Origin of the sequence: Pseudomonas sp. NPDC087346, from assembly GCF_044744235.1 — a bacterium.
Taxonomy (GTDB): domain Bacteria; phylum Pseudomonadota; class Gammaproteobacteria; order Pseudomonadales; family Pseudomonadaceae; genus Aquipseudomonas.
In genome coordinates, this window is the sequence record NZ_JBIUXX010000031.1 from 21,850 (window position 1) to 46,262 (window position 24,413).

24 protein-coding genes are annotated in these 24,413 nt (G+C 59.6%); 16 read left to right on the plus strand and 8 right to left on the minus strand.

Annotated elements, in window-relative coordinates; all coding sequences use genetic code 11:
- Window positions 1-89: 89 nt before the first annotated feature.
- From dgcA to ACIOZM_RS18655, 3 genes are all read right to left on the minus strand, one after another.
- On the minus strand, window positions 90-2,150 hold the full coding sequence (gene dgcA / locus ACIOZM_RS18645; protein ID WP_401216270.1) for a dimethylglycine demethylation protein DgcA: 2,061 nt from the start codon (window positions 2,148-2,150) through the stop codon (window positions 90-92).
- 15 nt (window positions 2,151-2,165) lie between these two features.
- Complete coding sequence (locus ACIOZM_RS18650; protein ID WP_005792152.1) at window positions 2,166-2,696, minus strand: DUF5943 domain-containing protein; 531 nt, start codon at window positions 2,694-2,696, stop codon at window positions 2,166-2,168.
- Between the two features lie 106 nt (window positions 2,697-2,802).
- A complete protein-coding gene (locus ACIOZM_RS18655; RefSeq protein ID WP_401216271.1) occupies window positions 2,803-3,780 on the minus strand; it encodes a dipeptidase in 978 nt (325 codons plus the stop codon).
- Window positions 3,781-4,014: 234 nt separating this feature from the next.
- Between ACIOZM_RS18655 and ACIOZM_RS18660 the strand changes: the two genes are divergently transcribed.
- The 5 genes from ACIOZM_RS18660 (at window position 4,015) to ACIOZM_RS18680 (ending at window position 6,981) form a co-directional block, all read left to right on the plus strand.
- Window positions 4,015-4,419 (plus strand): lysozyme inhibitor LprI family protein, encoded by a 405-nt coding sequence (locus ACIOZM_RS18660; protein WP_401216272.1) that lies wholly within the window; start codon window positions 4,015-4,017, stop codon window positions 4,417-4,419.
- A 212-nt stretch (window positions 4,420-4,631) separates the two neighbouring features.
- The gene (locus ACIOZM_RS18665; RefSeq protein ID WP_401216273.1) at window positions 4,632-4,886 is read left to right on the plus strand and encodes a type II toxin-antitoxin system RelE/ParE family toxin; all 255 of its coding nucleotides are present in this window, start codon (window positions 4,632-4,634) and stop codon (window positions 4,884-4,886) included.
- The gene (locus ACIOZM_RS18670; RefSeq protein ID WP_401216274.1) at window positions 4,870-5,193 is read left to right on the plus strand and encodes a helix-turn-helix domain-containing protein; all 324 of its coding nucleotides are present in this window, start codon (window positions 4,870-4,872) and stop codon (window positions 5,191-5,193) included. Before ACIOZM_RS18665 ends, ACIOZM_RS18670 begins: the two co-directional genes overlap by 17 nt.
- Before the next feature lie 137 nt (window positions 5,194-5,330).
- A complete protein-coding gene (locus tag ACIOZM_RS18675) occupies window positions 5,331-6,506 on the plus strand; it encodes an MFS transporter (RefSeq protein ID WP_401216275.1) in 1,176 nt (391 codons plus the stop codon).
- Between the two features lie 58 nt (window positions 6,507-6,564).
- Window positions 6,565-6,981 carry a DUF3010 family protein gene (locus ACIOZM_RS18680; RefSeq protein WP_401216312.1) on the plus strand — a complete coding sequence of 139 codons (417 nt, stop codon included), beginning with the start codon at window positions 6,565-6,567 and terminating at the stop codon, window positions 6,979-6,981.
- A gap of 149 nt (window positions 6,982-7,130) precedes the next feature.
- Here the strand turns inward: ACIOZM_RS18680 and ACIOZM_RS18685 are convergent, their stop codons facing one another.
- Window positions 7,131-8,075, minus strand: coding sequence for a GlxA family transcriptional regulator (locus tag ACIOZM_RS18685; RefSeq protein WP_252142512.1), 945 nt, complete (start codon window positions 8,073-8,075; stop codon window positions 7,131-7,133).
- Between the two features lie 191 nt (window positions 8,076-8,266).
- On the opposite strand from ACIOZM_RS18685, the gene choX reads away from it, so the two are divergent.
- The 6 genes from choX (at window position 8,267) to ACIOZM_RS18715 (ending at window position 13,706) form a co-directional block, all read left to right on the plus strand.
- A complete protein-coding gene (choX, locus tag ACIOZM_RS18690; RefSeq protein WP_401216276.1) occupies window positions 8,267-9,211 on the plus strand; it encodes a choline ABC transporter substrate-binding protein in 945 nt (314 codons plus the stop codon).
- Window positions 9,212-9,329: 118 nt separating this feature from the next.
- Window positions 9,330-10,217 carry a 3-keto-5-aminohexanoate cleavage protein gene (locus ACIOZM_RS18695; protein ID WP_401216277.1) on the plus strand — a complete coding sequence of 296 codons (888 nt, stop codon included), beginning with the start codon at window positions 9,330-9,332 and terminating at the stop codon, window positions 10,215-10,217.
- 131 nt (window positions 10,218-10,348) lie between these two features.
- A complete protein-coding gene (locus tag ACIOZM_RS18700; protein WP_401216278.1) occupies window positions 10,349-11,314 on the plus strand; it encodes an L-carnitine dehydrogenase in 966 nt (321 codons plus the stop codon).
- Between the two features lie 102 nt (window positions 11,315-11,416).
- Window positions 11,417-11,893: a thioesterase family protein gene (locus ACIOZM_RS18705; RefSeq protein WP_401216279.1), complete on the plus strand. Its 477-nt coding sequence runs from the start codon at window positions 11,417-11,419 to the stop codon at window positions 11,891-11,893.
- 24 nt (window positions 11,894-11,917) lie between these two features.
- Entirely contained in the window at window positions 11,918-13,081 is a 1,164-nt protein-coding gene (locus ACIOZM_RS18710) for a gamma-butyrobetaine dioxygenase (RefSeq protein ID WP_401216280.1), read from the plus strand.
- Between the two features lie 361 nt (window positions 13,082-13,442).
- Window positions 13,443-13,706 carry a hypothetical protein gene (locus tag ACIOZM_RS18715; protein ID WP_401216281.1) on the plus strand — a complete coding sequence of 88 codons (264 nt, stop codon included), beginning with the start codon at window positions 13,443-13,445 and terminating at the stop codon, window positions 13,704-13,706.
- Between the two features lie 106 nt (window positions 13,707-13,812).
- Here the strand turns inward: ACIOZM_RS18715 and ACIOZM_RS18720 are convergent, their stop codons facing one another.
- On the minus strand, window positions 13,813-14,916 hold the full coding sequence (locus ACIOZM_RS18720) for a GlxA family transcriptional regulator (RefSeq protein ID WP_401216282.1): 1,104 nt from the start codon (window positions 14,914-14,916) through the stop codon (window positions 13,813-13,815).
- 542 nt (window positions 14,917-15,458) lie between these two features.
- A complete protein-coding gene (locus ACIOZM_RS18725) occupies window positions 15,459-16,835 on the minus strand; it encodes an L-serine ammonia-lyase (protein ID WP_401216283.1) in 1,377 nt (458 codons plus the stop codon).
- 434 nt (window positions 16,836-17,269) lie between these two features.
- On the opposite strand from ACIOZM_RS18725, the gene ACIOZM_RS18730 reads away from it, so the two are divergent.
- The 3 genes from ACIOZM_RS18730 to choV all read left to right on the plus strand — a co-directional run bounded on the left by ACIOZM_RS18730 (window position 17,270) and on the right by choV (window position 20,304).
- Window positions 17,270-18,217 (plus strand): choline ABC transporter substrate-binding protein, encoded by a 948-nt coding sequence (locus ACIOZM_RS18730; RefSeq protein ID WP_401216284.1) that lies wholly within the window; start codon window positions 17,270-17,272, stop codon window positions 18,215-18,217.
- Between the two features lie 66 nt (window positions 18,218-18,283).
- Window positions 18,284-19,129: a choline ABC transporter permease subunit gene (gene choW / locus ACIOZM_RS18735; protein ID WP_401216285.1), complete on the plus strand. Its 846-nt coding sequence runs from the start codon at window positions 18,284-18,286 to the stop codon at window positions 19,127-19,129.
- Window positions 19,126-20,304 carry a choline ABC transporter ATP-binding protein gene (choV, locus tag ACIOZM_RS18740; RefSeq protein WP_401216286.1) on the plus strand — a complete coding sequence of 393 codons (1,179 nt, stop codon included), beginning with the start codon at window positions 19,126-19,128 and terminating at the stop codon, window positions 20,302-20,304. Before choW ends, choV begins: the two co-directional genes overlap by 4 nt.
- Window positions 20,305-20,502: 198 nt before the next feature.
- On the opposite strand, the gene betT is transcribed toward choV, so the two are convergent.
- Window positions 20,503-22,500 (minus strand): choline BCCT transporter BetT, encoded by a 1,998-nt coding sequence (gene betT / locus ACIOZM_RS18745; protein WP_401216287.1) that lies wholly within the window; start codon window positions 22,498-22,500, stop codon window positions 20,503-20,505.
- Between the two features lie 132 nt (window positions 22,501-22,632).
- The gene (locus ACIOZM_RS18750) at window positions 22,633-22,755 is read right to left on the minus strand and encodes a hypothetical protein (protein ID WP_401216288.1); all 123 of its coding nucleotides are present in this window, start codon (window positions 22,753-22,755) and stop codon (window positions 22,633-22,635) included.
- A 170-nt stretch (window positions 22,756-22,925) separates the two neighbouring features.
- Here ACIOZM_RS18750 and betI point away from each other — a divergent pair, with 170 nt between their 5' ends.
- Window positions 22,926-23,519: a transcriptional regulator BetI gene (gene betI, locus ACIOZM_RS18755; RefSeq protein ID WP_401216289.1), complete on the plus strand. Its 594-nt coding sequence runs from the start codon at window positions 22,926-22,928 to the stop codon at window positions 23,517-23,519.
- 56 nt (window positions 23,520-23,575) lie between these two features.
- Window positions 23,576-24,413, plus strand: an 838-nt coding sequence (locus ACIOZM_RS18760; RefSeq protein WP_401216290.1) for an aldehyde dehydrogenase family protein, incomplete at its 3' end; no start/stop codon positions are given.

The following is a 24,413-nucleotide window of genomic DNA, read 5'->3' on the forward strand; positions in this document are numbered from 1 at the left end:
CCGCGAATGCATTCTGTCAGTCACCGTTGCATTGACTGATCCACCGCTTTCGCGGGCAAGCCCGCTCCCACAGGGTTATGTGCAAGCCGTCAGAAGTCTTTACACAGTCTGAGGGCGTCGTAGATCGCCGCGTGTGTATTGCGCTGGGCCACGCAGTCGCCGATGCGGAACAGCAAGTAACCGTCACCCGGCTCGCTCAGCGATGGCTGCGGCTTGATCGCGAACAAGGCTTCGATGTCGATCTGGCCCTTGTTGCGCGAACCGTCCTTGAGCCCGTAATACAGCTCTTCGTCCGGACGCACGCCGTTTTCCACCACCACTTGATCGACCACTCGCTCCTCTTTGGCGCCGGTGTATTCGTTCTCCAGCACCGCGACGAGTTTGTCGCCTTCGCGATAGACCTTCTCCAGCATCATGTCGCCGGTCATGATCACTTCTTTCGGGTACATGCTGCGGTAGTAGGTCGGGAACGACGTACCGCCGATGGCCACGCCCGGTTTGATGTCGTCGGTGACGATCTCGACCTGGCTGCCCTTGTCGGCAAGGAAGTCGGCAACCGACATCCCGGTGAACTCGCAAATGGTGTCGTAGACCAGCACGTTCTTGCCCGGCGCAACTTTGCCGTCGAGCACATCCCAACTGCTGACCACCAGCCCTTCGGCGGCGCCCCAGTGTTCGTTCTGCTCAAGGAACGGATGCCCGCCGACGGCCAGCACCACCACGTCCGGACGCAAGTCCATGATGGTCGGCGCATCCGCCGCTGTGCCCAGACGCAGGTCGACTTTCAACCGCGCCAGCTCCAGCTGGAACCAGCGAGTGATGCCGGCAATCTGGTCACGCTGCGGGGCTTTCGATGCGGTAGTGATCTGCCCTCCGATAAATTCTTTCTTCTCGAACAGGGTTACGTCGTGGCCACGTTCGGCGGCCACGCGAGCCGCTTCCATCCCGGCAGGGCCGGCACCGACCACCACCACTTTGCGTTTTACGCCGGTGGATTTCTCGATGATGTGCGGCACGCCCATGTATTCACGGGAGGTCGCGGCGTTCTGAATGCACAGCACATCCAGACCCTGATATTGACGGTCGATGCAGTAGTTGGCGCCGACACATTGTTTGATCTGATCGATCTGGCCCATCTTGATCTTGGCGATCAGGTGCGGGTCAGCGATGTGCGCGCGGGTCATGCCGACCATGTCGACGTAACCACCTTCCAGAATCCGTGTGGCCTGGTTCGGGTCCTTGATGTTCTGCGCGTGCAGCACCGGGGCCTTGACCACTTCCTTGATACCGGCCGCCAAATGCAGAAACGGCTCCGGTGGATAACTCATGTTCGGGATAACGTTGGCCAGGGTGTTGTGGGTGTCGCAACCCGAGCCGACCACACCGATGAAGTCGAGCATGCCGGTGTCGTCGTAATACTTGGCGATCTGTTTCATGTCCTCGTGGGACAAGCCGTCCGGGTGGAACTCGTCACCGCACAGACGGATGCCGACGCAGAAATCGTCGCCGACTTCCTTGCGCACAGCCTTGAGCACTTCGAGACCGAAACGCATGCGGTTCTCGAAGCTGCCGCCCCATTCGTCAGTACGTTTGTTGACGCGCGGACTCCAGAACTGGTCGATCATGTGCTGGTGCACCGCCGACAGTTCGACGCCGTCCAGACCACCGGCCTTGGCCCGCGCTGCCGCAGTGGCGTAGTTGCCGATCACCCGCCAGATTTCTTCCGGCTCGATGGTTTTGCAGGTCGCACGGTGCACCGGTTCGCGGATGCCCGACGGCGACAGCAAGGTCGGCCAGTGCTCGCCATCCCAGCGCGAGCGACGACCCATGTGGGTAATCTGAATCATGATCTTGGCGCCATGCTTGTGCATGGCGTCGGCCAGATTCTGGAAGTGCGGAATGATCCGGTCGTCCGCCAGGTTCACCGATTTCCACCAGCCTTGCGGGCTGTCGATGGCCACGCTGGAGGAGCCGCCGCAAATCGCCAGGCCAATGCCGCCCTTGGCTTTCTCTTCGTAATATTTGACGTAGCGGTCGGTGGTCATGCCGCCGTCGGTCGCGTAGACCTCGGCGTGCGCGGTACTGAGCACGCGGTTGCGGATGGTCAGTTTGCCGATCTGGATCGGCTGGAACATTGCTTCGAAAGCCATGGCGGGTTCCTCGACTTACAACGGCTTGACGGTGAACAGGCCGTCGTCGTGGCCCTCTTCGGAGCCACCGTAGACTTGCTCGGCCACGGTGCGGATCTTGCTGCCACGCGCTTCAAGAATCTGGTCCATGGCGCCGGCAAACCAACCGGTGAACATGTAGTCAACCTTGCGCCCGACCTTGCCGTAGACGTAGACGAACGCCGAGTGTTCGAGCTTGACGCTGGCAGTGCCTTTGTCGAGATCGATGTCCTGAATCTTGAACAGGCCCCAGCCGCGTTGCGACAGGCGCTTCATGTAGTGTTCGAACACCGCGACGCCTTCCAGGCCGTGGCATTCGGCTTCTTTCTCGCACCAGTGCCAGGCGGACTTGTAGCCGGCCTTGTAGAGGATTTCGGCGTAGGCGTCGGCGCCCAGAACTTCCTCGATGCCCATGTGGTTGTTGACGAAGAAATGACGCGGCACATACAGCATCGGCAGGGCGTCGGAGGTCCAGACACCGGTTTCGCTGTCGACTTCGATTGGCAATTGCGGGGCGATCTTGGCCATGGAAACTTAACTCCAGAAAAATTTGAATTCAGTGGTGGCCGCAACCCTCACCCCAGCCCTCTCCCAGAGGGAGAGGGGGCAGATCGGCGGCGGTCTCGAGAAAGCGTTATTCGCCCCAGACGTCTTTCAAGACGTTGACCCAGTTTTCGCCCATGATCTTGCGCACCACTCGTTCGGAGTGGCCGCGCTTGAGCAGGGTTTCAGTCAGGTTCGGGAACTCGCCGACGGTGCGGATGCCCAGCGGGTTGATGATCTTGCCGAAGCTGGTCAGACGGCGGGCGTAGCCCTTGTCGTGGGTCAGGTATTCGAAGAAGTCCTGGCCATGACCCTGAGTGAAGTCAGTGCCGATGCCGATCGCGTCTTCACCGACGAGGTTCATGGTGTATTCGATCGCTTCGGCGTAGTCGTCGATGGTCGAATCGATGCCTTTGGCGAGGAACGGCGCGAACATGGTCACGCCGACGAAACCGCCGTGGTCGGCGATGAATTTCAGCTCTTCATCGGACTTGTTGCGCGGGTGCTCTTTGAGACCCGACGGCAGGCAGTGGGAATAGCACACCGGTTTTTTCGATTCGAGGATGACTTCTTCGGACGTCTTGGAGCCGACGTGGGACAGGTCGCACATCACGCCAACGCGGTTCATCTCGGCGACGATTTCGCGACCGAAACCCGACAGGCCGCCGTCACGCTCGTAGCAACCGGTGCCGACCAGATTCTGGGTGTTGTAGCACATCTGCACGATGCCGACGCCGAGTTGCTTGAACACCTCGACATAGCCGATCTGGTCTTCAAACGCGTGAGCATTCTGGAAGCCGAAGAGGATGCCGGTCTTGCCCTGCTCCTTGGCCTTGCGGATGTCGGCAGTGGTGCGCACCGGAATCACCAGGTCGCTGTTTTCGCGGATCTGCTTCTGGCTGGCAGCGATGTTGTTCACGGTCGCCTGAAAGCCTTCCCACACCGACACGGTGCAGTTGGCCGCCGTCAGGCCGCCCTTGCGCATGTCTTCGAACAGCTCGCGGTTCCATTTGGCAATGATCAGACCGTCGATAACGATGCAGTCGGCGTGTAATTCGGCTGGGCTCATCAGGCGTCCCCTTATTGGCGATTCATGCGCCGAATCGTCTGCCGGCGCTTTGGGGCCAGCATATGCCTCGGTGCAGGGGCGACCGGGTGCAAAAACGACAGGGGAATTGCCGAAAGCGTCAATCCGCGACAAAGGGTCGCCAAGCCACCCGACCGGCCACCTGTTCAAGCCCGCGATCATGAGCCAGAATTCGCCGCATCAATGGAACTTCACCGGTTTAGAGCGGCGACATCAATGAAATCGATCTTCCTGGCTTTGGCACTGATTGCGACCGGCGTACACGCCGCCGACGAGTCTGACGACAACAACCCCTGCGACGCCGTCGAAAACGACGTGCAGACCCTGGAATGCTCGACCTACAGCCGCACCACCGCCGAAGACCTGCTCAAGGACAACTACAAAAGCCTGTCCGAACGCATGCAAACCGCCTACGGCAAAAACCCGGCACAACTGACCGACATCACCACCAAACTGAAAACCGCCCAGCAGCAGTGGCTGAAGACCCGGGATGCGGACTGTGCGGTTGAAGCCTTCCCGGCGACAGAAGGCAGCAAGGCATTCAAGATTGCGCAGAACGATTGTGTGGCACGGATGAGTGATGAGCGGTCGGAGTTTTTGGAGTCGATTGGGCAGGAATAGTCCTGAAAAACCCGCTGAAATCTGAAATCGCCTTTAGCTTTCACGCCCGCAAGCCCTTCGTCCTACACAGTGTTCTGACCTCGCCTACAGATTGTGTTTGAAAGGCCCAAATAACGGGCCTTTCAAGCAACATGCTGACAATGATTTTTGATTGGCCACTTGATAAATATAAGTAAAGATTCGCAAATCTTATAAAAGACTTATATTCTTCCATGAACAGCATCCACTGGACTCGAAAGGCTGTTAAGCAACTCGTTAAATTGCATTCCGCTCATCAGGGTCAGGTTCGTGATGCCATCACTGCGCTGGCTGACATGCCTGATGTGGGCAACGTCAAAGCATTGGTGGGCCATGACTTCGCGTACCGACTGCGAGTCGGTAATTATCGGGTCATGTTCGACTGGGACGGCGCAATCAAAGTGGTCAGTATTCAAGAGGTCAAAAAACGCGATGAACGCACCTACTGACATCCAAATTATCAATGATGCCGAGGGCAAACCTGCTTTCGTGGTCATTCCCTACGCACAATACGTCGCGCAGAAGATACAACCCGATCTGATCCCCCATGAGGTGGTCAGCCTTATGGTTGACGGCGCGACACCGATCCGCGCCTGGCGCGAACACCTCAACCTGACCCAGGAAGAGGTCGCCGGGCGCATGGGTATTTCCCAACCGGCGTTCGCCCAGCAGGAAGCCGTTGCCAAGCCACGCAAGGCGACACGCGAGAAGATTGCCGCGGCGTTCGGCATTACGGCCAATCAGCTCCAGCTTTAGCGTTTCGGAAAACGATCACAGCCTGCGGAATAACTGCCGCAGGCTTCGACTTACTTATCCAACAACGTTTTACTGACTTGCCAGTCAACCATCATCCCCGCCATCATCGCCCTCCACTTCACCCGCATTGATAGCCCATGAATCCTCGCATCTACCTGCTCGCCCTCGCCGCGTTCGTGGCCGGTATCGATGAAAATCTGGTGGGCGGAATTTTGCCGCTACTGTCCCGAGAGCTTGGGGTCAGCCTGAGTGCTGCCGGGCAACTGACGGCGGTGTTTTCCCTGACGTTTGCCTTGTGTGCTGCGCCGTTGCTGTCGTTTACCGCACGGGTCGAACGGCGGACGTTGCTGATCTATGCGTTGCTGACGTTTGCCGTGGGTAATCTCGGTTCGGGACTGGCAGTGGATTACTGGATGCTGCTGGTCTGCCGGATCATCAGCGCCGCCAGTTGTGCGCTGGTGGTGGTGTTGGCTTCGACCCTGTCCGCTTCGCTGGTGGATGCGCGATTGCGCGGACGGGCGATTGGCATCGTGTTCATGGGCATCAGCGGTTCGCTGGTGCTGGGAATTCCGCTGGGGATTGCCCTGAGCGAGGCGATCAGTTGGCGCGCGCCGTTTCTGCTGCTCGGGGCATTGGCGCTGGTGATTGCCGTTTTGCTGCGGGCGACTTTGCCGACGTTCGCCAGCCGCCCGCCACTGTCGCTGCTCGATTACTGCCGACAATTGGTCATTCCGAAACTGCTGCTGGCACAACTGGTGTCGGTGTTACTGCTGACCGGACATTTCGTGCTGTTCGCCTATCTGGCGCCCTACGTGCAGAAAACCATGGGCATCGAAGGTGTTTCGCTGAGTTATCTCTATTTGTATTTCGGTCTGGCGGCGATCAGCGGCGGCTTTTGCGGTGGCTGGCTGTCGGATCGCCTGGGGTTCAGACGTGCGCTGGTATTGATTCCCGCACTGTTCACCGTGGTGATGGCGATGCTGCCGTGGGCCACAACCTCGCTTTTCAGCTTTCTGGCGTTGTACGCCGTATGGATGGCGTTGAGCTGGACCATCTCGCCAGTGGTGCAAAACTACCTGCTGCACAGCGCACCCGAAGCTGGCGAGGCGAATGTCGGGATCAACACATCGGCGATGCACCTTGGCGTGGCGTTGGGCGCTGCGCTTGGTGGCGTGGTGATTGCCCGTGGCAGCCTGGAAATCACGCCACTGGTCGGCGCGCTGATGACAGTGTTCGCACTGGCGGCGGCGTGTTTGAGTCTACTGCTCAGCCGTCCCGGCAATTCTGCCATGACCAGCGGCGATCCACTTTGACCCAAGACTTAGGGTGCGCGACCATCGCCACCCGCTCACACTCAATCAGGGCGCGACCATGAACATCTGCGGCATTGAAATCAAAGGCAGCGAAGCGATCATCGCCGTGGCCGCTCTCGACGGTTCGGACCTGAGCCACATCACCCTCGCCACCAAGAAAATCGCCCTCGACGATGACGATGAAGCGGCCAACGTCAAACGCTTCGCCGCGCAGGTGGCGTCGTTTGTACGCGAGAACTCGATTGATCGGATTGCGATCAAGAAGCGCAGCAAGAAGGGTGAGTTTGCCGGTGGGCCGACCACGTTCAAGATTGAGGGGGTGCTTCAGTTGCTGGATGGTTGCGAGGTGACGCTGCTGTCGCCGCAGACGATCAATGCGCAGGCGAAGAAGCACAATTTTGAGCTGCCGGGGACGTTGAACAAGTATCAGCATGAGGCCTATAAAACGGCCTGTTCGGCGCTGGTGAAGAAGTAACCCGATTCCTCAGATCATTGAGAACCTGTGGGAGCCGGGCTTGCCCGCGATGACGCCGGCACATTCAACATTAATGCTGCCTGACACATCGCCATCGCGGGCAAGCCCGCTCCCACAGGGTTCTATGATGTTTCCAAAACAGTCTCAAGTCAGGCCTGGGCGGTACGCCGGTCTTCGCGGGGGCAGCGGGCGAATTTGGCGCGATAGCTGCGGGTGAAGTACGACGGCGATTCAAAGCCGCAGGCGATGCTGACTTCGAGCACGCTCATGTCGGTCTGGCGCAGCAGTTGTCGTGCCTTCTCCAGCCTCAGGCGCAGGTAGAAATTGCTTGGGGTGTCGTTGAGGTGCAGGCGGAACAGACGCTCCAGTTGCCGCCGCGTGACCTTGATCGACTCCGCCAATTGCAATGTGGTCAGCGGCGGTTCGCTGTGCTGCTCCATCTCGCCGATCACCTGCACCAGTTTCTTGTTACTGATCCCATAGCGCGTGGCGACTTCCATGCGCTGGTGATCCTTACGCGGACGAATTCGCCCCAGCACGAATTGCTCGCTGACCTGTATCGCCAGTTGCGGGCCATGGGCCTGGGCGATCAGATCGAGCATCAAGTCGATTGAAGCGGTGCCGCCCGCCGAGGTGATCCGTCGACGGTCGATCTCGAACAGCTCCTGGGTCACGCTGAGCTGTGGATAAGACTCCTTGAACGCGTCGATGGCTTCCCAATGCAGGGTCAGGCGATGACCATCGAGCAGGCCGGCCTCGGCGAGGACGAAGCTGCCGGTGTCGATGGCTCCGAGGGTCACGCCTTCGTTATCGAGGCGACGCAGCCAATGCTCAAGCGCCGGGGTGGCGAACTTCAGCGGTTCGAAACCGGCGACCACCAGCAACGTCGCACCTTTCTTCAGCGGTTCCAGCGCCGCGTCGGCGTTGACCGACATGCCGTTACTCGCCAGCACCGCGCCGCCGTCGGCGCTCAGCACATGCCAGCGGTACAACTCACCACGAAAACGGTTGGCCACGCGCAGCGGTTCGATGGCCGAAATAAAACCGATGGCGGAGAACCCCGGCATCAGCAAAAAGTAGAAATCCTGGGACATGTGCGCACTCGGTTAGCGGGTAGCGTGGATCGTTGATACGCCGTTTGTGATCGCCGTTCAAGAGTGCAGGTCGCTACAGTGCAAATGCCAGTCGCCGCAGTGCGCTTTCATCGGGGCGTTGCTGGGTAACTTTGCATCACCGGCGCGACAGACGCCGGAACTCACAATAACGACCTGCCGAGGAACCTGACATGAAACGACTGATCAGCAGCTGTGTTCTTGCACTCAGTGGTACCGCTTTGTTGAGCGCCAGCGTCATGGCGGCCGAACCCGCGTCGTGCCAGAACGTGCGCATGGGTGTAGTGAACTGGACTGACGTGATCGCCACCAGCGCCATGACTCAGGTACTGCTCGACGGCCTCGGCTACAACACCAAACAAACCAGCGCCTCCCAGCAGATCATCTTCGCCGGGATTCGCGATCAGCGGCTGGACCTGTTCCTCGGTTACTGGAACCCGCTGATGACCCAGACCATCACCCCGTTCGTCGATGCCAATCAGGTCAAGGTGCTGCAAGCGCCAAGCCTCAAGGACGCCCGCGCCACGCTCGCCGTGCCGACCTATCTGGCGGACAAAGGTCTGAAAACCTTCGCCGACATTGCCAAGTTCGAAAAAGAACTCGGCGGCAAAATTTACGGTATCGAGCCGGGCTCGGGCGCCAATACGCAGATCAAGGCAATGATCGCCAAGAACCAGTTCGGCCTCGGCAAGTTCCAGCTGGTCGAGTCCAGTGAAGCCGGGATGCTCGCCGCCGTCGATCGCGCCGTACGCCGCAATGAAGCCGTGGTGTTCTTCGGCTGGGCGCCGCACCCGATGAACGTCAACGTCAAGATGACTTACCTCACCGGCAGCGACGACGCCCTCGGCCCGAACGAAGGCATGGCCACCGTTTGGACTGTCACCGCGCCGAAGTACGCCGATCAATGCCCGAACGTCGGTCGTCTGCTGAGCAACCTGACCTACACCGCCGAAGACGAGAGCCGGATGATGCAGCCGCTGCTCGATCACAAGGACGCCTTCCAGTCGGCCAGGCAATGGCTCAAGGATCACCCGCAGGACAAGGCGCGCTGGCTTGAAGGCGTGACCACTTTCGACGGCAAACCGGCTGCCGAAAACCTGCAACTGACCAGTAAATAACCCTCGATTAAAGACCCCCTTACCCTGCCCTTCTCCCAGAGGGGTAGGGAACTGAACGACGCTTCGCTGCCCGAAACGGGCTGCGGACAGACCCATCACGCCTGAAGGAAACCGCACCATGAACCACGACGTCATCATCACCTGCGCACTTACCGGTGCTGGCGACACGACCGCCAGAAGCCCACATGTGCCGGTCACCCCGAAACAGATCGCCGCCGCTGCGGTGGAAGCCGCCAAGGCCGGCGCCACCGTTGTGCATTGCCACGTGCGTGATCCGCAGACCGGCAAGTTCAGCCGTGACGTGGCGCTGTACCGCGAAGTGATGGAGCGCATCCGCGAGGCTGACGTCGACATCATCGTCAACCTTACTGCGGGCATGGGCGGCGACCTCGAAATCGGTGCCGGCGAAAACCCGATGGAGTTCGGCCCGAACACCGATCTGGTTGGCCCGCTGACCCGTCTGGCCCACGTCGAAGAACTGCTGCCGGAAATCTGCACCCTCGATTGCGGCACGCTGAACTTCGGTGATGGCGACACGATTTATGTCTCGACACCTGCGCAACTGCGCGCCGGGGCCAAGCGCATTACCGAGCTGGGCGTGAAGGCCGAGCTGGAGATTTTCGACACCGGTCACCTGTGGTTCGCCAAGCAGATGATCAAGGAAGGTCTGCTTCACGATCCGCTGTTCCAGCTGTGCCTGGGCATCCCGTGGGGCGCTCCAGCGGACACCACCACCATGAAAGCCATGGTCGATAACTTGCCGGCGGATGCGGTCTGGGCTGGCTTCGGCATTGGTCGCATGCAGATGCCGATGGCGGCACAAGCGGTGTTGCTCGGAGGCAACGTGCGGGTCGGGCTGGAAGACAACCTGTGGCTGGATAAAGGCGTGCTGGCGACCAACGGCCAACTGGTCGAACGCGCCACTGAAATCCTCAGCCGCCTCGGCGCCCGCGTACTGACGCCGGCTGAAGGCCGCAAAAAAATGGGCCTGACCCAGCGCGGTTAAACCCTCACCTCAAAACTGTAGGAGCTGCGGCACGCTGCGATCTTTTGACTTTATCTTTTAGAAACAAGATCAAAAGATCGCAGCGTGCCGCAGCTCCTACAAAGATCACCGAATTATTTCAGGACGTCGCCATGAGCTTTATCACCGAAATCAAAACCTTCGCCGCGCTGGGCAGCGGTGTCATCGGCAGTGGCTGGGTTGCCCGTGCCCTCGCCCATGGCCTCGACGTGGTGGCCTGGGACCCGGCGCCCGGCGCTGAAGCGGCGCTGCGCAAACGTGTCGCCAATGCCTGGAGCGCGCTGGAGAAAAGCGGCCTGGCACCGGGCGCCTCGCAAGATCGCCTGCGCTTTGTCGCGACCATTGAAGAATGCGTGCGCGACGCCGACTTCATTCAGGAAAGCGCCCCCGAGCGTCTGGAACTGAAACTCGAACTGCACAGCAAAATCAGCGCCGCCGCCAAACCGAACGCCTTGATCGGCTCCAGCACTTCCGGCCTGTTGCCAAGCGAGTTTTACGAGAGCTCGACCCACCCCGAACGCTGCGTGGTCGGTCACCCGTTCAACCCGGTTTACCTGTTGCCGCTAGTGGAAGTGGTCGGCGGCAAGAACACCGCGCCGGAGGCCGTGCAAGCGGCAATGAAAGTCTACGAATCCCTCGGCATGCGTCCGCTGCATGTGCGCAAGGAAGTACCGGGATTCATCGCCGACCGCTTGCTCGAAGCACTGTGGCGCGAGGCTCTGCACCTGGTGAATGATGGCGTGGCGACCACCGGCGAAATCGACGATGCGATCCGCTTTGGCGCCGGTCTGCGCTGGTCGTTCATGGGCACTTTCCTGACTTACACCTTGGCTGGTGGCGATGCCGGCATGCGCCACTTCATGTCGCAATTCGGCCCGGCGTTGCAGTTGCCGTGGACGTATCTGCCAGCACCGGAGCTGACCGACAAATTGATTGATGACGTGGTGGATGGCACCAGCGACCAGCTCGGCCGCCACAGCATTTCGGCGCTGGAACGCTATCGTGATGACTGCCTGCTGGCAGTGCTGGAAGCGGTGAAGACCACCAAAGAGAAGCATGGGATGAGTTTTAGCGAATAGTCGGCCAGCAGCCAGCTCCCATACAGGAACGCGGTCACCTGTGGGAGCTAGCCTGCTAGCGATGACAACAGCCCAATCACCCTATGTTCTGGATCAGCCCACATGCCCACCCTCACCACCTACCAGACCCGCATCATCCCCGACTGGGTCGACTACAACGGCCATCTGCGCGACGCCTTCTACCTGCTGATTTTCAGCTATGCCACCGACGCCCTGATGGATCGCCTCGGCATGGACAGCAACAACCGCGAAGCCAGCGGCAATTCGCTGTTCACCCTAGAACTGCACCTCAACTATCTGCACGAAGTGAAGCTCGACACCGAAGTCGAAGTGCGCACGCAAATCATCGGCCACGACGCCAAACGCGTGCATCTCTATCACAGCCTGCACAAGGTTGGTGATGACCAGGAACTGGCTGGCAATGAGCAGATGCTGCTGCATGTCGATCTCGCCGGCCCGCGCTCGGCGCCGTTCAGCCCCGACACGCTGAGCCGCCTGCAAACCATCGTCGCCGACCAGCAAGACCTGCCCGCCCCCGCTTACATCGGCCGGGTTATCGCCCTGCCACCTGCCCGGTAAATTCATCCATCGCAAGGAGCCGTCATGAACACCGCTGCCGCTGTTGCCGACTTCCGTACTTATCCGTTGATCAGCACGCTAAGCGGCGTGCAGAGCCTGGCGGATCGCGTTTCGATTGAATGGGCCGATGGCCGTATCAGCCCGTTTCACCATGCCTGGCTGCGCGACAACTGTCCGTGCCAGCAGTGCGTCTACAACGTCACTCGTGAGCAGGTATTCGAGATTGTCGATGCCGCGCACGACCTCGCCCCTGCCGCTGCACATATCGCTACCGATGGTTGCCTGCATATCGATTGGCAGGACGGCCACCTCAGCCGTTTCGATCCGGGCTGGCTGCGCGCCCACGCGTATGACGATCGGTCCCGCGCCGAGCGTCTGGCCGCCAAACCCAAAGCTTATCTATGGCGCAGCGATTTGCAGTTGCCAGTGTTCGAATTTTCAGCGCTGATGGACGACAACGCCGCACTCCTGCAATGGCTGATCGCCGTGCGCGACATCGGCCTGACTCAGGTCCGTGGCGTGCCCACCGAGCCCGGCTCGCTGAAGTTGATCGCACAACGCATCTCCTTCATCCGCGAAAGCAATTTCGGCGTGCTGTTCAATGTGCAATCCAAGGCCGATGCCGACAGCAATGCCTACACCGCTTTCAACCTGCCGTTGCACACGGATCTGCCGACCCGCGAGCTGCAACCGGGGCTGCAATTTCTGCATTGTCTGGTGAATGACGCCGAGGGTGGCGAGAGTATTTTCGTCGACGGCTTTGCGATTGCCGATGCCTTGCGTCAAGAAGATCCCGAGTCGTTTCAGGCCCTGTGTGAAATCCCGGTAGAGTTTCGCAACAAGGATCGCCACAGCGACTATCGCTGCCTGGCGCCGATCATTGCGCTGAACGCTTTGGGGCAGGTATCGGAGATTCGCATGGCGAACTTTCTGCGCGGGGCGTTCGATACCTCGGTGGAGCAAATGCCGTTGTTGTATCGGGCTTATCGGCGCTTTATTGCGATGACCCGCGAGCCGCGCTTCCGGCTGATGCAGCGGCTTAACCCCGGAGAGCTGTGGTGCTTCGATAATCGCCGGACTCTGCATGCGCGCAATGCGTTCGACCCGGCGACCGGCGCTCGGCATTTTCAGGGCTGCTATATCGACCGGGATGAGTTGCTGTCGCGGATTCTGGTGTTGCAACGCTAGACCGCGTCATCGTTCATCGCCAGCAGGCTGGCTCCCACAGGGGAAATGCATTCCAAATGTGGGAGTGAGCCTGCTCGCGAAGAATCCACCTCGGCAGTCTGATTCACGACCAAAAAAAAGCCCCGATACAAGCCGTGACAGGATCGGGGCAGAGGGTACTGTTGAGGAGCCGCCAGGCGAGGGTGACCAAACCTTCGTGAAGCAAGCTGCGGCCAGTGTGACCACTCCGCTGTTCGGCGACTTGGCCAAAAACGACATGCTCATAACCAATGTAGACACTGCGACAAAACGCCCTTGCCCTCCCCCCGCATGCCTACCAGAATCGAGCCACGACCTCCGTTGCCAAAGAAGGATTCGCCTCATGATGTACGCCGATTTGATTGATCAGGAAGACCTGTTGGGCCAGCTCAAGGCGTTGGGAATTCAAACGCCGAGCGGCACCACGGCAGAACAGGCATGTGAGTGTGCAGTGCGCGGTCTGGATGATGCCCGGGCATATGAGCTGCGCAAGATGGTCAAGGACATGTACACCAGCGGCGCCAGTATCCAGCCCGCCGTGCGGCAGGCCATCGACAGACAGTTGCTGCCGGCACTGGCGGATTACCAACAGACCCGCAGCGCCTGACAGTCCGCCATCGCTGGCAAGCCAGCTCCCACAAGGTCATGCGCCAAATTCAAGCCAGCGCAGGAACCTGTGGGAGCTGGCTTGCCAGCGATGAATATGACTCGGTCTACAGCCTTACGCTGGCAAACGTCGACTCATTACGCGCCTGACTCAACGCCGACATCGGCCCCGACAGCGGCGACAGCACCAGCGCTTGCGGCAGCGGCATCATCGCCACTTGCTGGGTGGTGTTGGAACCTACGCGCTCGTCACGCGGCGGAATGCCGAAGTATTCGCGGTAGCACTTGGAGAAGTGCGGCGTTGACACGAACCCGCACACCGACGCCACTTCGATGATCGACATCGGCGTCTGCTTGAGCAATTGTCGGGCGCGGATCAGGCGCAGCTTCAAGTAATAGCGCGACGGCGAGCAGTGCAGGTATTTCTGGAACAGCCGCTCCAGCTGACGACGCGACACAGCGACGTACACCGCCAGTTCGTCGAGGTCGATCGGCTCCTCCAGATTGGCCTCCATCAGCGCGACGATTTCCTGCAACTTCGGCTGGTTGGTGCCAAGCATGTGCTTGAGCGGCACGCGCTGGTGATCCTGCTCGTTGCGGATGCGCTCGTAGACGAACATCTCGGAAATCGCGGCGGACAGTTCACGCCCGTGATCGCGGCTGATCAGGTGCAGCATCATGTCCAGCGGCGCAGTGCCACCGGAGCTGGTGAAACGGTTGCGGTCGAGGGTGAACAGGCGTGTGCTCATGGCCACACGCGGGAAAGCTTCCTGCATCGCGGCCAGACATTCCCAGTGCACGCTGCAATCGAAACCGTCAAGCAGACCGGCGCAAGCCAGTGCCCAACTGCCGGTGCACACCGCGCCAAGACGCTTCGACTGCCGCGCCTGACTTTGCAGCCATGACACGTGCTCACGGGTGACGGTACGTTGAATGCCAATCCCGCCGCAGACAATCACGGTATCGAGTGGCGGGGCTTTGTGCATGGAGGCGTCGGGAGTGATTTGCAGACCGTCACTGGCCCAGACCTGGCCGCCATCGACGGTGAGGGTGCTCCAGCGATACAGCTCGCGACCGGACAATTGGTTGGCCATGCGCAGGGGTTCTACTGCGGATGCCAGGGAAATCAGCGTGAAATTGTCCAGCAGCAGAAAGCCGATGGATTGAGGCGCACGGTTCTGGGGTTGGGCCCCGGAGTTGAACGACGTCATCGCGGTATCTCCTCACACAAAGCGGGTGATGGCCTCAGGCGGAGGCTCTTGTTATTGCCATCGTTCTCGCGTGGGAGACGGGCTTTGTTATGACAGAGCAATTGCCATGCCTAAAATTGAATGGCCGTTCAATAACTCCTGAAAACGACGTCGCGACGTGTCTATACGAGACGTCCGACAAAAGGTATTTCGAAGTGCCATCAGCGGCGGCGAAAGCTCTGCTCCGTTGCGTGTGAGCAAATCGGTAGCACTTGTGGGAACGGGCCTGCGCGCCGATGTTTCTGAGTGTCACCGCAAGCACGGGTGACGGACGGTAGGAGGCTTTGGGGGCGCCTCTCGGGTGGGAAAGGTTCTTGTCTGATTGCGACGCGCTAAAAGGTGGCGTGTTTGAATGCCTGTGTTCACTTAACGCGCAGTTTTGACTGGTCTGGCCCTGATCGCCAGCAGGCTGGCTCCCACAGGGATTTGCGGTGTGATCAAAATATCAGCAACACCAGAGAACCTGTGGGAGCTAGCCTGCTAGCGATGGGAGCGATGCGGTATCAGCACTCCACCGCGCTGACCGCCAAACCACCGCGCGATGTCTCTTTATATTTGTCATGCATATCGGCGCCGGTATCGCGCATGGTGCGGATCACCCGGTCCAGCGAGATAAAGTGCTGACCATCCCCACGCAAAGCCATTTGCGCCGCATTGATTGCCTTCACCGCCGCAATCGCGTTGCGCTCGATGCACGGCACCTGCACCAGCCCGCCGACCGGATCGCAGGTCAGGCCGAGGTTATGTTCCAGGCCGATTTCCGCTGCGTTGCACAACTGTTCAGGCGACGCGCCAAGGATCTCCGCCAGTCCTGCCGCCGCCATCGCGCAGGCCGAACCGACCTCACCCTGACAACCGACTTCGGCACCGGAGATCGACGCATTCTTTTTACAGAGGATGCCCACCGCCGCCGCACTGAGGAAGTAATCGACCACGTTGGCCTCGGTCACCACTTCGCTGAACTTCATAAAGTAGTGCAGCACCGCCGGGATGATCCCCGCCGCGCCGTTGGTTGGCGCCGTGACCATGCGCCCGCCGGCAGCGTTTTCCTCGTTCACCGCGAGGGCGAACAGGTTAACCCACTCCATCGCGCTCAGCGTCGAGCCGATCACGTTGGGCTTGTTCAGTTCCTGCAGACTGCGGTGCAACTTGGCCGCACGCCGCCGCACATTGAGGCCGCCCGGCAGGATGCCTTCGTGCTTCAGACCTTGCTCGACGCAATCCTGCATCGCTCGCCAGAGTTTCATCAGGCCGGCGCGGATTTCATCTTCGCTGCGCCAGATCTTCTCGTTGGCCAGCATCAGTTCGGCGACGCGCAGATTGTGCTTCTTGCACAGTTCCAGCAGCTCGACTGCGCTGGAAAAATCGTATGGCAGCTCAGTGCGATCCAGATCGACCACACCGCTGGAAGCCTGCGCCTCATCCACGACAAAACCGCCGCCCACCGAATAGTAGGTGTCGCGATGCAGCTCACCGTGATCGCCCTCGACAATCAGGGTCATGGCGTTGGGATGGAACGGCAGGTTTTCGTCGATCAGGCGCATGTCCCGGGCCCAGACAAACGGCACCGACAAGCGACCATCCAATAGCAGGGTGTGAGTTTCGCGCAGGGCCTGGATACGCGGGCCGATTTGCGACGGGTCGATTGCGTCCGGCCACTCGCCCATCAGGCCCATGATCACCGCGTTATCGCTGCCGTGACCGATGCCGGTGGCTGATAGCGAACCGAACAGTTGCACCTCGATGCGGCGCACCTGCTCCAACTGATGTTTGTTACGCAGCGACTCGACAAACAATGCGGCGGCGCGCATCGGCCCGACGGTGTGGGAACTGGAGGGGCCGATGCCGATTTTGAACAGGTCGAAAACGCTGATAGCCATTGCTGCAGAGCTCCTGAGGAGGCGGGACCCGGGCACGGAGCGCCCGCTGGCGGAGCTGCTACGCTCAAGCTGCGATCCGCCGGAATGCCCGCATCATCAGGCTTTTGTCGGGTTGTCCGGCGTCTGACACCGACGCACTCATGTCCGCCAACGCCGCGCCGTTTTTATCCCGGTTTTCCGCCGTTTTTTTGCGGTCCAGATGGCCAGACGGGGCTAAAAAAAGCTGTAAACGACGTCACTGACACTAGATACGACCATCCCTGTACTGGATACGACGCACCCTGTAGGCGTCAGATTTTCACTGGTACATGATCGTATCGACTCGATTGCAAGGCGCCGCGGTAGAGCTGTCTCCAGAACGCCATCCAACCGCAACCTATAAGTGCGGTGGTCCAGTCGGAACACTGCCAAAAAAAACACCAAGGAGTCCATCCATGAAAGGTTCCCCGTCGTTGTTGTTGGCCGCCATGCTGAGTCTGCCGTTACTGGCGCAAGCAGCAGAACCCGCTCAGTGCAGTACCGTGAATTTCTCCGATGTCGGCTGGACCGACATCACCGCAACCACCGCAACCACCAGCGTCGTGCTCAACGCCCTCGGTTACAAAACCAAGACCACCATGATTTCCGTACCCGTGACCTACAAGTCGCTGGCCGACGGCAAGAACATGGACGTGTTCCTCGGTAACTGGATGCCGACCATGGAAAACGACATCAAGGCCTACCGCGATGCCGGCACCGTGGACACCGTGCGCACCAACCTCAAGGGTGCCAAGTACACCCTCGCCGTGCCGCAAGCCCTGTATGACAAAGGTCTGCATGACTTCGCCGATATCGCCAAATTCAAGAAGGAACTCGACGGCAAGATCTACGGTATCGAGCCTGGCAACGACGGTAACCGTCTGATCCAGAGCATGATCGACAAAGATGCCTTCGGCCTGAAAGCCGCCGGTTTCAAAGTCGTCGAGTCGTCCGAAGCGGGCATGCTGTCGCAGGTTGACCGCGCGCAGAAACGCGACACCGCCGTGGTGTTCCTCGGCTGGGCGCCGCACCCGATGAACAAGCGCTTCAAGATTCAATACCTGACCGGTGGTGACGACTTCTTCGGCCCCGACTTCGGTGCCGCAACCGTTGCGACCAACACCCGCAAGGGCTACGCCACGGAATGCAGCAACGTCGGTCAGTTGCTGAAAAACCTGGAGTTCACCGTCGACATGGAAAGTGAACTGATGGGCAACATCCTCGACGACAAGATGAAGCCTGAAGCGGCCGCCAAGGCCTGGCTGAAAAAGAATCCACAGGTGCTCGATACCTGGCTCGCTGGCGTGACCACCACTGACGGTAAACCAGGCCTGGAGGCCGTGAAAGCCAAGTTGAATCAGTAATCGCTTATGCCGGGCAGGTTCGCCTGCCTGGGCTGTTTATTTCCTTGCATGCGGACGTTCACTACCATGCTGATTGATCAGAAAATACCTTTAGGCCAGTACATCGCGGGATTCGTTGAATGGTTGACGCAACACGGCGCCAGCACCTTCGACGCAATCGCCGTGACCCTGGAAACGATGATCCACGGCGTGACGTTTGCGCTGACCTGGTTCAACCCTTTTGTCTTGATCGGCCTCATCGCCCTGCTCGCCCATTTCATCCAACGCAAATGGGGTCTGACCGTTTTCGTCATCGCCTCCTTTCTGCTGATCCTCAATCTGGGGTACTGGCAGGAAACCATGGAAACCCTCGCCCAGGTGATGTTCGCGACCCTGGTCTGCGTGGTCATCGGCGTGCCGTTGGGCATCGTCGCCGCGCACAAACCGATGTTCTACACAATAATGCGTCCGGTACTCGATCTGATGCAGACCGTACCGACCTTCGTTTACCTCATTCCTACCCTGACCCTCTTCGGGCTGGGTGTGGTGCCGGGCCTGATCTCCACGGTGGTATTCGCCATCGCTGCGCCGATCCGCCTGACCTACCTGGGCATCCGCGATGTCCCGCAAGAACTGATGGACGCCGGCAAAGCCTTCGGCTGCTCGCGTCGCCAATTGCTCTCACGGATCGAACTGCCACACGCCATGCCGAGCATCGCTGCCGGCATCACCCAGTGCATCATGCTGTCGCTGTCGATGGTGGTAATCGCGGCACTGGTAGGCGCCGACGGACTCGGCAAACCGGTGGTCAACGCACTGAACACTGCTGATATCGCCCTGGGCTTCGAAGCGGGCCTGGCGATTGTATTGCTGGCGATCATGCTCGACCGTATCTGCAAACAACCCGACGCCAAAGTAGGGGGTGACGCATGAGCATAATTCGCTTCGAAGACGTCGACGTAATCTTCTCCAAGGACCCGCGCGAGGCGCTCAAGCTGCTCGATCAGGGCATGACCCGCAACGAGATCCTGAAAAAAACCGGGCAGATCGTCGGCGTGGAAAAGGCCAGCCTGGACATCAACAAAGGTGAGATCTGCGTGCTGATGGGGCTTTCCGGCTCCGGCAAGTCGAGCCTGCTGCGTTGCATCAACGGTCTCAACACCGTCAGTCGCGGCAAGCTGTTCGTCGAGCACGAAGGCAGGCAGATCGACATCGCCTCGTGCACCCCGGCCGAGCTGAAAATGATGCGCACCCAGCGCATCGCCATGGTGTTCCAGAAATTCGCCCTGATGCCTTGGCTGACAGTGCGCGAGAACATCAGTTTCGGTCTGGAAATGCAGGGCCGTCCGGAGAAAGAACGCAAAAAACTGGTCGATGAAAAACTCGAACTGGTGGGTCTGACCCAATGGCGTAACAAGAAGCCTGACGAACTCTCGGGCGGCATGCAACAGCGTGTCGGTCTGGCCCGGGCGCTGGCGATGGACGCCGATATTCTGCTGATGGACGAACCGTTCTCGGCACTTGACCCGCTGATCCGTCAGGGTTTGCAGGACGAACTGCTGGAACTGCAACGCAAGCTGAACAAGACCATCGTGTTCGTCAGCCACGACCTCGACGAGGCGCTGAAACTCGGCAGCCGCATCGCGATCATGAAAGACGGGCGGATCATCCAGTACAGCGTGCCGGAAGAGATCGTGCTGAACCCGGCAGACGAATATGTGCGCACGTTTGTGGCGCATACCAATCCGCTCAACGTGCTTTGCGGACGCAGCCTGATGCGCACGCTGGACAAGTGCAAACGCATCAACGGCTCGGTGTGCCTCGACCCGGGCGGCGATTCCTGGCTGGACCTGGCCGAAGGCAATACGATCAAAGGTGCGCGGCAGAACGGTTCGGTGCTGGACTTGCAGAACTGGGCACCGGGGCAAGCGGTCGAAGGACTGGAGCGCCGGCCGACGCTGGTGGATTCGAATATCGGCATGCGCGATGCGTTGCAGATTCGTTATCAGACCGGCAACAAACTGGTGCTGCACGATAACAATCATGTGGTGGGGATTCTTGGCGACAGCGAGCTGTATCACGCGCTGCTTGGCAAGAACCTGGGGTAAGACCCCGGACACAAAAACGCCGCGAGAGGATCGCGGCGTTTTTGTTTATCGGGATATCTGGCAATACAGTGTTGAAGTTGATGACCCCATCGCCAGCAGGCTGGCTCCCACAGGAGAATGCATTCCAATGTGGGAGCCAGCCTGCTGGCGATAGAGTTGGCGCGGTGCTTCAGACAGAAACACCGCAGCACTTACAACTTAGCTATACACCCGGCCAAGGAGTTGCCGATGGCTTTCAAACTGATCGAGCACATCCCGTGTGATCTGATCCTGTGTGAAGCCCATCAGGTCGTAATCCTGGCTGCCGTTGTGCAGATACACTTCGGCGCGATAGAAACGCTGACGCGCCTCTTCAGACTCTACCGATTCGGACGGTGTCGCGAGGTAGCCTTCAAGGCTCACTTCGTAGACGAAAGGGTTGCCCTCTTCCATCTCGATGCGCACACCCATGCAACGCTTGGACTTGCCCAGCAGCGTCTGCACCTGCAGATCCTGCGCCCGCATTTGCGCGGCAGCATCTTCCAGCGCCGGGCTGACTTGCTTGTCCATGAAACGCTGCACCACCGATTGGCTCGGTTGCAGATCCAGTTGGGTCAGACGCTCGCTGAAACCACGACGACCCCGTTCAGCCAGTTGCGCTTGCTCCTGTTCGATCTGCACGTCCTGGCGCATCTGCTTGTGCAGGCCGAACATGAAGAACACCAGCACCACCGAGAACGGCAGACCGGCCAGCACCACCATGGTTTGCATGGCTTCGAAGTTACCGGCGAACAGCAGACCGATGGTCACCAGCGTGATCACCACCGACCAGAAGATCCGCAGCCAGTGCGGCGCATCTTCGTCGACGTTGCCACCCTTACAGGACAGGTTGGCCATCATCACCGCGCCGGAGTCGGCCGGGGTCAGGAACAGCACGAAACCGACGAAGATCGATACGCCGATCACGACTTTGGATGCCGGGTAATGCTCGAGCAGTTGGTAGATCGCCATCGACGGCTGCTCGAGCGCCGTCTTGCCGAGTTCCACCGCTCCATGGTTCATCACCAGGTCCAGTGCCGAGTTACCGAAGATCGACAGCCACGCCAAGGTGAAGCCCAGCGGAATCAGGAGCACGCCGGCCACCAGTTCACGCACGGTACGACCACGGGAAATACGCGCGATGAACATGCCTACGAACGGGGCCCAGGAAATCCACCATGCCCAGTAGAACAGCGTCCACAGACCCAGCCAGCGGTCGGACTTTTCACTGTCGCCTTCGTAGACGTACAGGTCGAAGGTCTTCAGCACCACGCCGTTGAGGTAGTCGCCGACGTTCTGCACAAAGCCGTTGAGCAGGTGCAGCGTCGGGCCGAACAGCAGCACGAAAATCAGCAGACCGCTGAACAGCACGATGTTCAGGTTGGACAGACGACGGATGCCGTTTTCCACGCCGGACACGGCAGCGATGGTCGCCACGGTGCTCATCACGATGATCACGATCAGCAGGTTGGTGTTGCTGTGTTCCATGCCGAACAGGTTTTCAAGGCCCGACGACACTTGCAGCGAACCAATCCCCAGGTTCGTCACCAGCCCCAGCAGGGTCACGAACATGCCGAAGCCGTCCACCGCATGACCGGCCGCGCCTTTGACCCAACGCTCACCGACCAGCGGATACAGCGCCGAACGCAGTGCCAGCGGCTGGTTATGACGGTACGCAAAGTACGCCACGGCCAGACCGACCAGTGCGTAGATCGCCCAGCCATGCAGGCCCCAGTGCAGGAAAGTCAGTTGCACAGCCTGACGTGCCGCCATGTTGGTGGCCGACGCGCCTTCCGGCGGATTGAAGTAGTGATCCAGCGGCTCGGATGCTCCGAAGTACAGCAAGGAGATGCCGATACCCGACGAGAAAAGCATGCCCGCCCAGGCGCCGTAGCTGAAATCAGGGGTGTCGTCCTTGCTGCCCAGTTTGAGCTTGCCGTAAGACGAAAACGCCAGACCGATGACGAATACCAGATAGGCGGCGATCACCACCATGTAGTACCAGCCGAAGCTGCGCGACAACCAGGCCTGGGCCACACCCAACATTCTGCCGGCCTCTTGCGGGGCGATAATCAGAATGGCGGTCAACAACAGAATCAACGCGGTAGAGGTGTAGAACACCCAACCGTTGACCGTCACCTTCTCGGGCGGGGTCTTTATAAGAGAGGCAGAACTCATGGCACAAATGCTCCAGGCAGTGCGAGAGAAGAACACAAGGCAACGCGGAACCCGACCAATCGGTTAGTTGGCAGCCGACCGGTGGGTGATATAAAGACACCCCGAAAAGAGCCCGAACCTGCAGAAATGGCGTCACGAATCGCTTTCGTGGCCGAAGCCCGGACGTTCATCCGAAACTTGAGCCTGAGCGTCTTGCCCTTTCAACACGTCCATCGAACCGCGAACCGCGCCATGCCCCGCGCAGGTTTCGAGCATTTTCGGATGTCGGTTTATCGCCATTTACATGTGGGAAAAATCTGTAAACAGCGACGATTTGTCGCAGATCTTATTCTTTGTTGATTGAACGTTCAATCAAAACAAAATAGACTGGCCCTCAATCCGATAGGCGTTTATCGCCCCTCGGAAGGCCTAAGGAGATGTGCAAGATGCCCAAGGTCGGTATGCAACCCATCCGCCGCCAACAACTGATCGAAGCCACGTTGCAAGCGGTCGATCAGGTCGGAATGGGGGACGCCAGCATTGCGCTGATCGCCCGTTTGGCCGGTGTCTCGAATGGCATCATCAGTCATTACTTTCAGGACAAGAACGGCCTGATTGCCGCCACGATGCGGTATCTGATGAGCGTCCTCAGCGAGAACGTCACCCTGCGCCGCCAAGCGCTGGCAGATGACAGCCCACGGGCGCATCTGCAGGTGATCATCGAAGGTAACTTCGACGCCAGCCAGGTCAATGGCCCGGCAATGAAAACCTGGCTGGCCTTCTGGGCCACCAGCATGCACCAGCCGTCTTTGCACAGGTTGCAGCGGATCAACGATCACCGTCTGTATTCCAACCTGTGCTGCGAGTTCCGCCGTGTGTTACCGCTCGAAGATGCGCGTAACGCCGCCCGTGGACTGGCAGCGTTGATTGACGGTTTGTGGTTGCGCGGCGCGCTGTCGGGAGACGCTTTCGACACCACGCAGGCGCAACGGATCGCTTACGAATACATGGATTTCCAACTGGCCAAACAGGTGAGCTAGAGCACAGAGAAACGCTCGGCGCCTGAGCCAATCACTTATGCACTTGCGAGGACTTTATGGCCCGTTTCGAACTGCAAAAACTCTACATCGATGGCGGCTACAGTGACGCCAGCAGCGACGCCACTTTCGAAGCCATCAACCCGGCTAACGGTGAAGTCCTCGCACAGGTACAACGTGCGACCAAGGAAGACGTCGAGCGCGCAGTAGTCAGCGCCGAAAAAGGCCAGAAAATCTGGGCTGCGATGACCGCCATGGAGCGTTCGCGCATCCTGCGTCGTGCCGTCGACATCCTGCGCGAGCGCAACGACGAACTGGCCGCGCTGGAAACCCTGGACACCGGCAAGTCGTTCTCCGAAACCAAATATGTCGATATCGTTACCGGTGCCGACGTACTGGAATACTACGCAGGCCTGGTACCCGCCATCGAAGGCGAGCAGATCCCGCTGCGTGACACCGCTTTCGTCTACACCCGTCGCGAGCCGCTGGGCGTTGTCGCCGGTATCGGCGCCTGGAACTACCCGATCCAGATCGCTCTGTGGAAATCCGCACCAGCACTGGCTGCCGGTAACGCGATGATCTTCAAGCCAAGCGAAGTCACCTCGCTGACCACCCTGAAACTGGCCGAGATCTACACCGCAGCCGGCGTACCGGATGGCGTGTTCAACGTTCTGACCGGCAGCGGCCGTGAAGTCGGCACCTGGCTGACCGAGCACCCGCGCATCGAGAAAATCTCGTTCACTGGCGGCACCGACACCGGCAAGAAAGTCATGGCCAGCGCTTCGGCATCTTCGCTGAAAGACGTGACCATGGAACTGGGCGGCAAGTCCCCGCTGATCATCTGCGACGACGCCGATCTGGATCGCGCTGCCGACACCGCAGATGATCAGCGGGGAC

What these genes read in the sequence shown, in the direction of transcription:
- dgcA (WP_401216270.1), bottom strand. Translation starts at nt 2,150, where the DNA reads ATGGCTTTCGAAGCAATGTTCCAGCCGATCCAGATCGGCAAACTGACC.
- ACIOZM_RS18650 (WP_005792152.1), bottom strand. Translation starts at nt 2,696, where the DNA reads ATGGCCAAGATCGCCCCGCAATTGCCAATCGAAGTCGACAGCGAAACC.
- ACIOZM_RS18655 (WP_401216271.1), bottom strand. Translation starts at nt 3,780, where the DNA reads ATGAGCCCAGCCGAATTACACGCCGACTGCATCGTTATCGACGGTCTG.
- ACIOZM_RS18660 (WP_401216272.1), top strand. Translation starts at nt 4,015, where the DNA reads ATGAAATCGATCTTCCTGGCTTTGGCACTGATTGCGACCGGCGTACAC.
- ACIOZM_RS18665 (WP_401216273.1), top strand. Translation starts at nt 4,632, where the DNA reads ATGAACAGCATCCACTGGACTCGAAAGGCTGTTAAGCAACTCGTTAAA.
- ACIOZM_RS18670 (WP_401216274.1), top strand. Translation starts at nt 4,870, where the DNA reads ATGAACGCACCTACTGACATCCAAATTATCAATGATGCCGAGGGCAAA.
- ACIOZM_RS18675 (WP_401216275.1), top strand. Translation starts at nt 5,331, where the DNA reads ATGAATCCTCGCATCTACCTGCTCGCCCTCGCCGCGTTCGTGGCCGGT.
- ACIOZM_RS18680 (WP_401216312.1), top strand. Translation starts at nt 6,565, where the DNA reads ATGAACATCTGCGGCATTGAAATCAAAGGCAGCGAAGCGATCATCGCC.
- ACIOZM_RS18685 (WP_252142512.1), bottom strand. Translation starts at nt 8,075, where the DNA reads ATGTCCCAGGATTTCTACTTTTTGCTGATGCCGGGGTTCTCCGCCATC.
- choX (WP_401216276.1), top strand. Translation starts at nt 8,267, where the DNA reads ATGAAACGACTGATCAGCAGCTGTGTTCTTGCACTCAGTGGTACCGCT.
- ACIOZM_RS18695 (WP_401216277.1), top strand. Translation starts at nt 9,330, where the DNA reads ATGAACCACGACGTCATCATCACCTGCGCACTTACCGGTGCTGGCGAC.
- ACIOZM_RS18700 (WP_401216278.1), top strand. Translation starts at nt 10,349, where the DNA reads ATGAGCTTTATCACCGAAATCAAAACCTTCGCCGCGCTGGGCAGCGGT.
- ACIOZM_RS18705 (WP_401216279.1), top strand. Translation starts at nt 11,417, where the DNA reads ATGCCCACCCTCACCACCTACCAGACCCGCATCATCCCCGACTGGGTC.
- ACIOZM_RS18710 (WP_401216280.1), top strand. Translation starts at nt 11,918, where the DNA reads ATGAACACCGCTGCCGCTGTTGCCGACTTCCGTACTTATCCGTTGATC.
- ACIOZM_RS18715 (WP_401216281.1), top strand. Translation starts at nt 13,443, where the DNA reads ATGATGTACGCCGATTTGATTGATCAGGAAGACCTGTTGGGCCAGCTC.
- ACIOZM_RS18720 (WP_401216282.1), bottom strand. Translation starts at nt 14,916, where the DNA reads ATGACGTCGTTCAACTCCGGGGCCCAACCCCAGAACCGTGCGCCTCAA.
- ACIOZM_RS18725 (WP_401216283.1), bottom strand. Translation starts at nt 16,835, where the DNA reads ATGGCTATCAGCGTTTTCGACCTGTTCAAAATCGGCATCGGCCCCTCC.
- ACIOZM_RS18730 (WP_401216284.1), top strand. Translation starts at nt 17,270, where the DNA reads ATGAAAGGTTCCCCGTCGTTGTTGTTGGCCGCCATGCTGAGTCTGCCG.
- choW (WP_401216285.1), top strand. Translation starts at nt 18,284, where the DNA reads ATGCTGATTGATCAGAAAATACCTTTAGGCCAGTACATCGCGGGATTC.
- choV (WP_401216286.1), top strand. Translation starts at nt 19,126, where the DNA reads ATGAGCATAATTCGCTTCGAAGACGTCGACGTAATCTTCTCCAAGGAC.
- betT (WP_401216287.1), bottom strand. Translation starts at nt 22,500, where the DNA reads ATGAGTTCTGCCTCTCTTATAAAGACCCCGCCCGAGAAGGTGACGGTC.
- ACIOZM_RS18750 (WP_401216288.1), bottom strand. Translation starts at nt 22,755, where the DNA reads ATGCTCGAAACCTGCGCGGGGCATGGCGCGGTTCGCGGTTCGATGGAC.
- betI (WP_401216289.1), top strand. Translation starts at nt 22,926, where the DNA reads ATGCCCAAGGTCGGTATGCAACCCATCCGCCGCCAACAACTGATCGAA.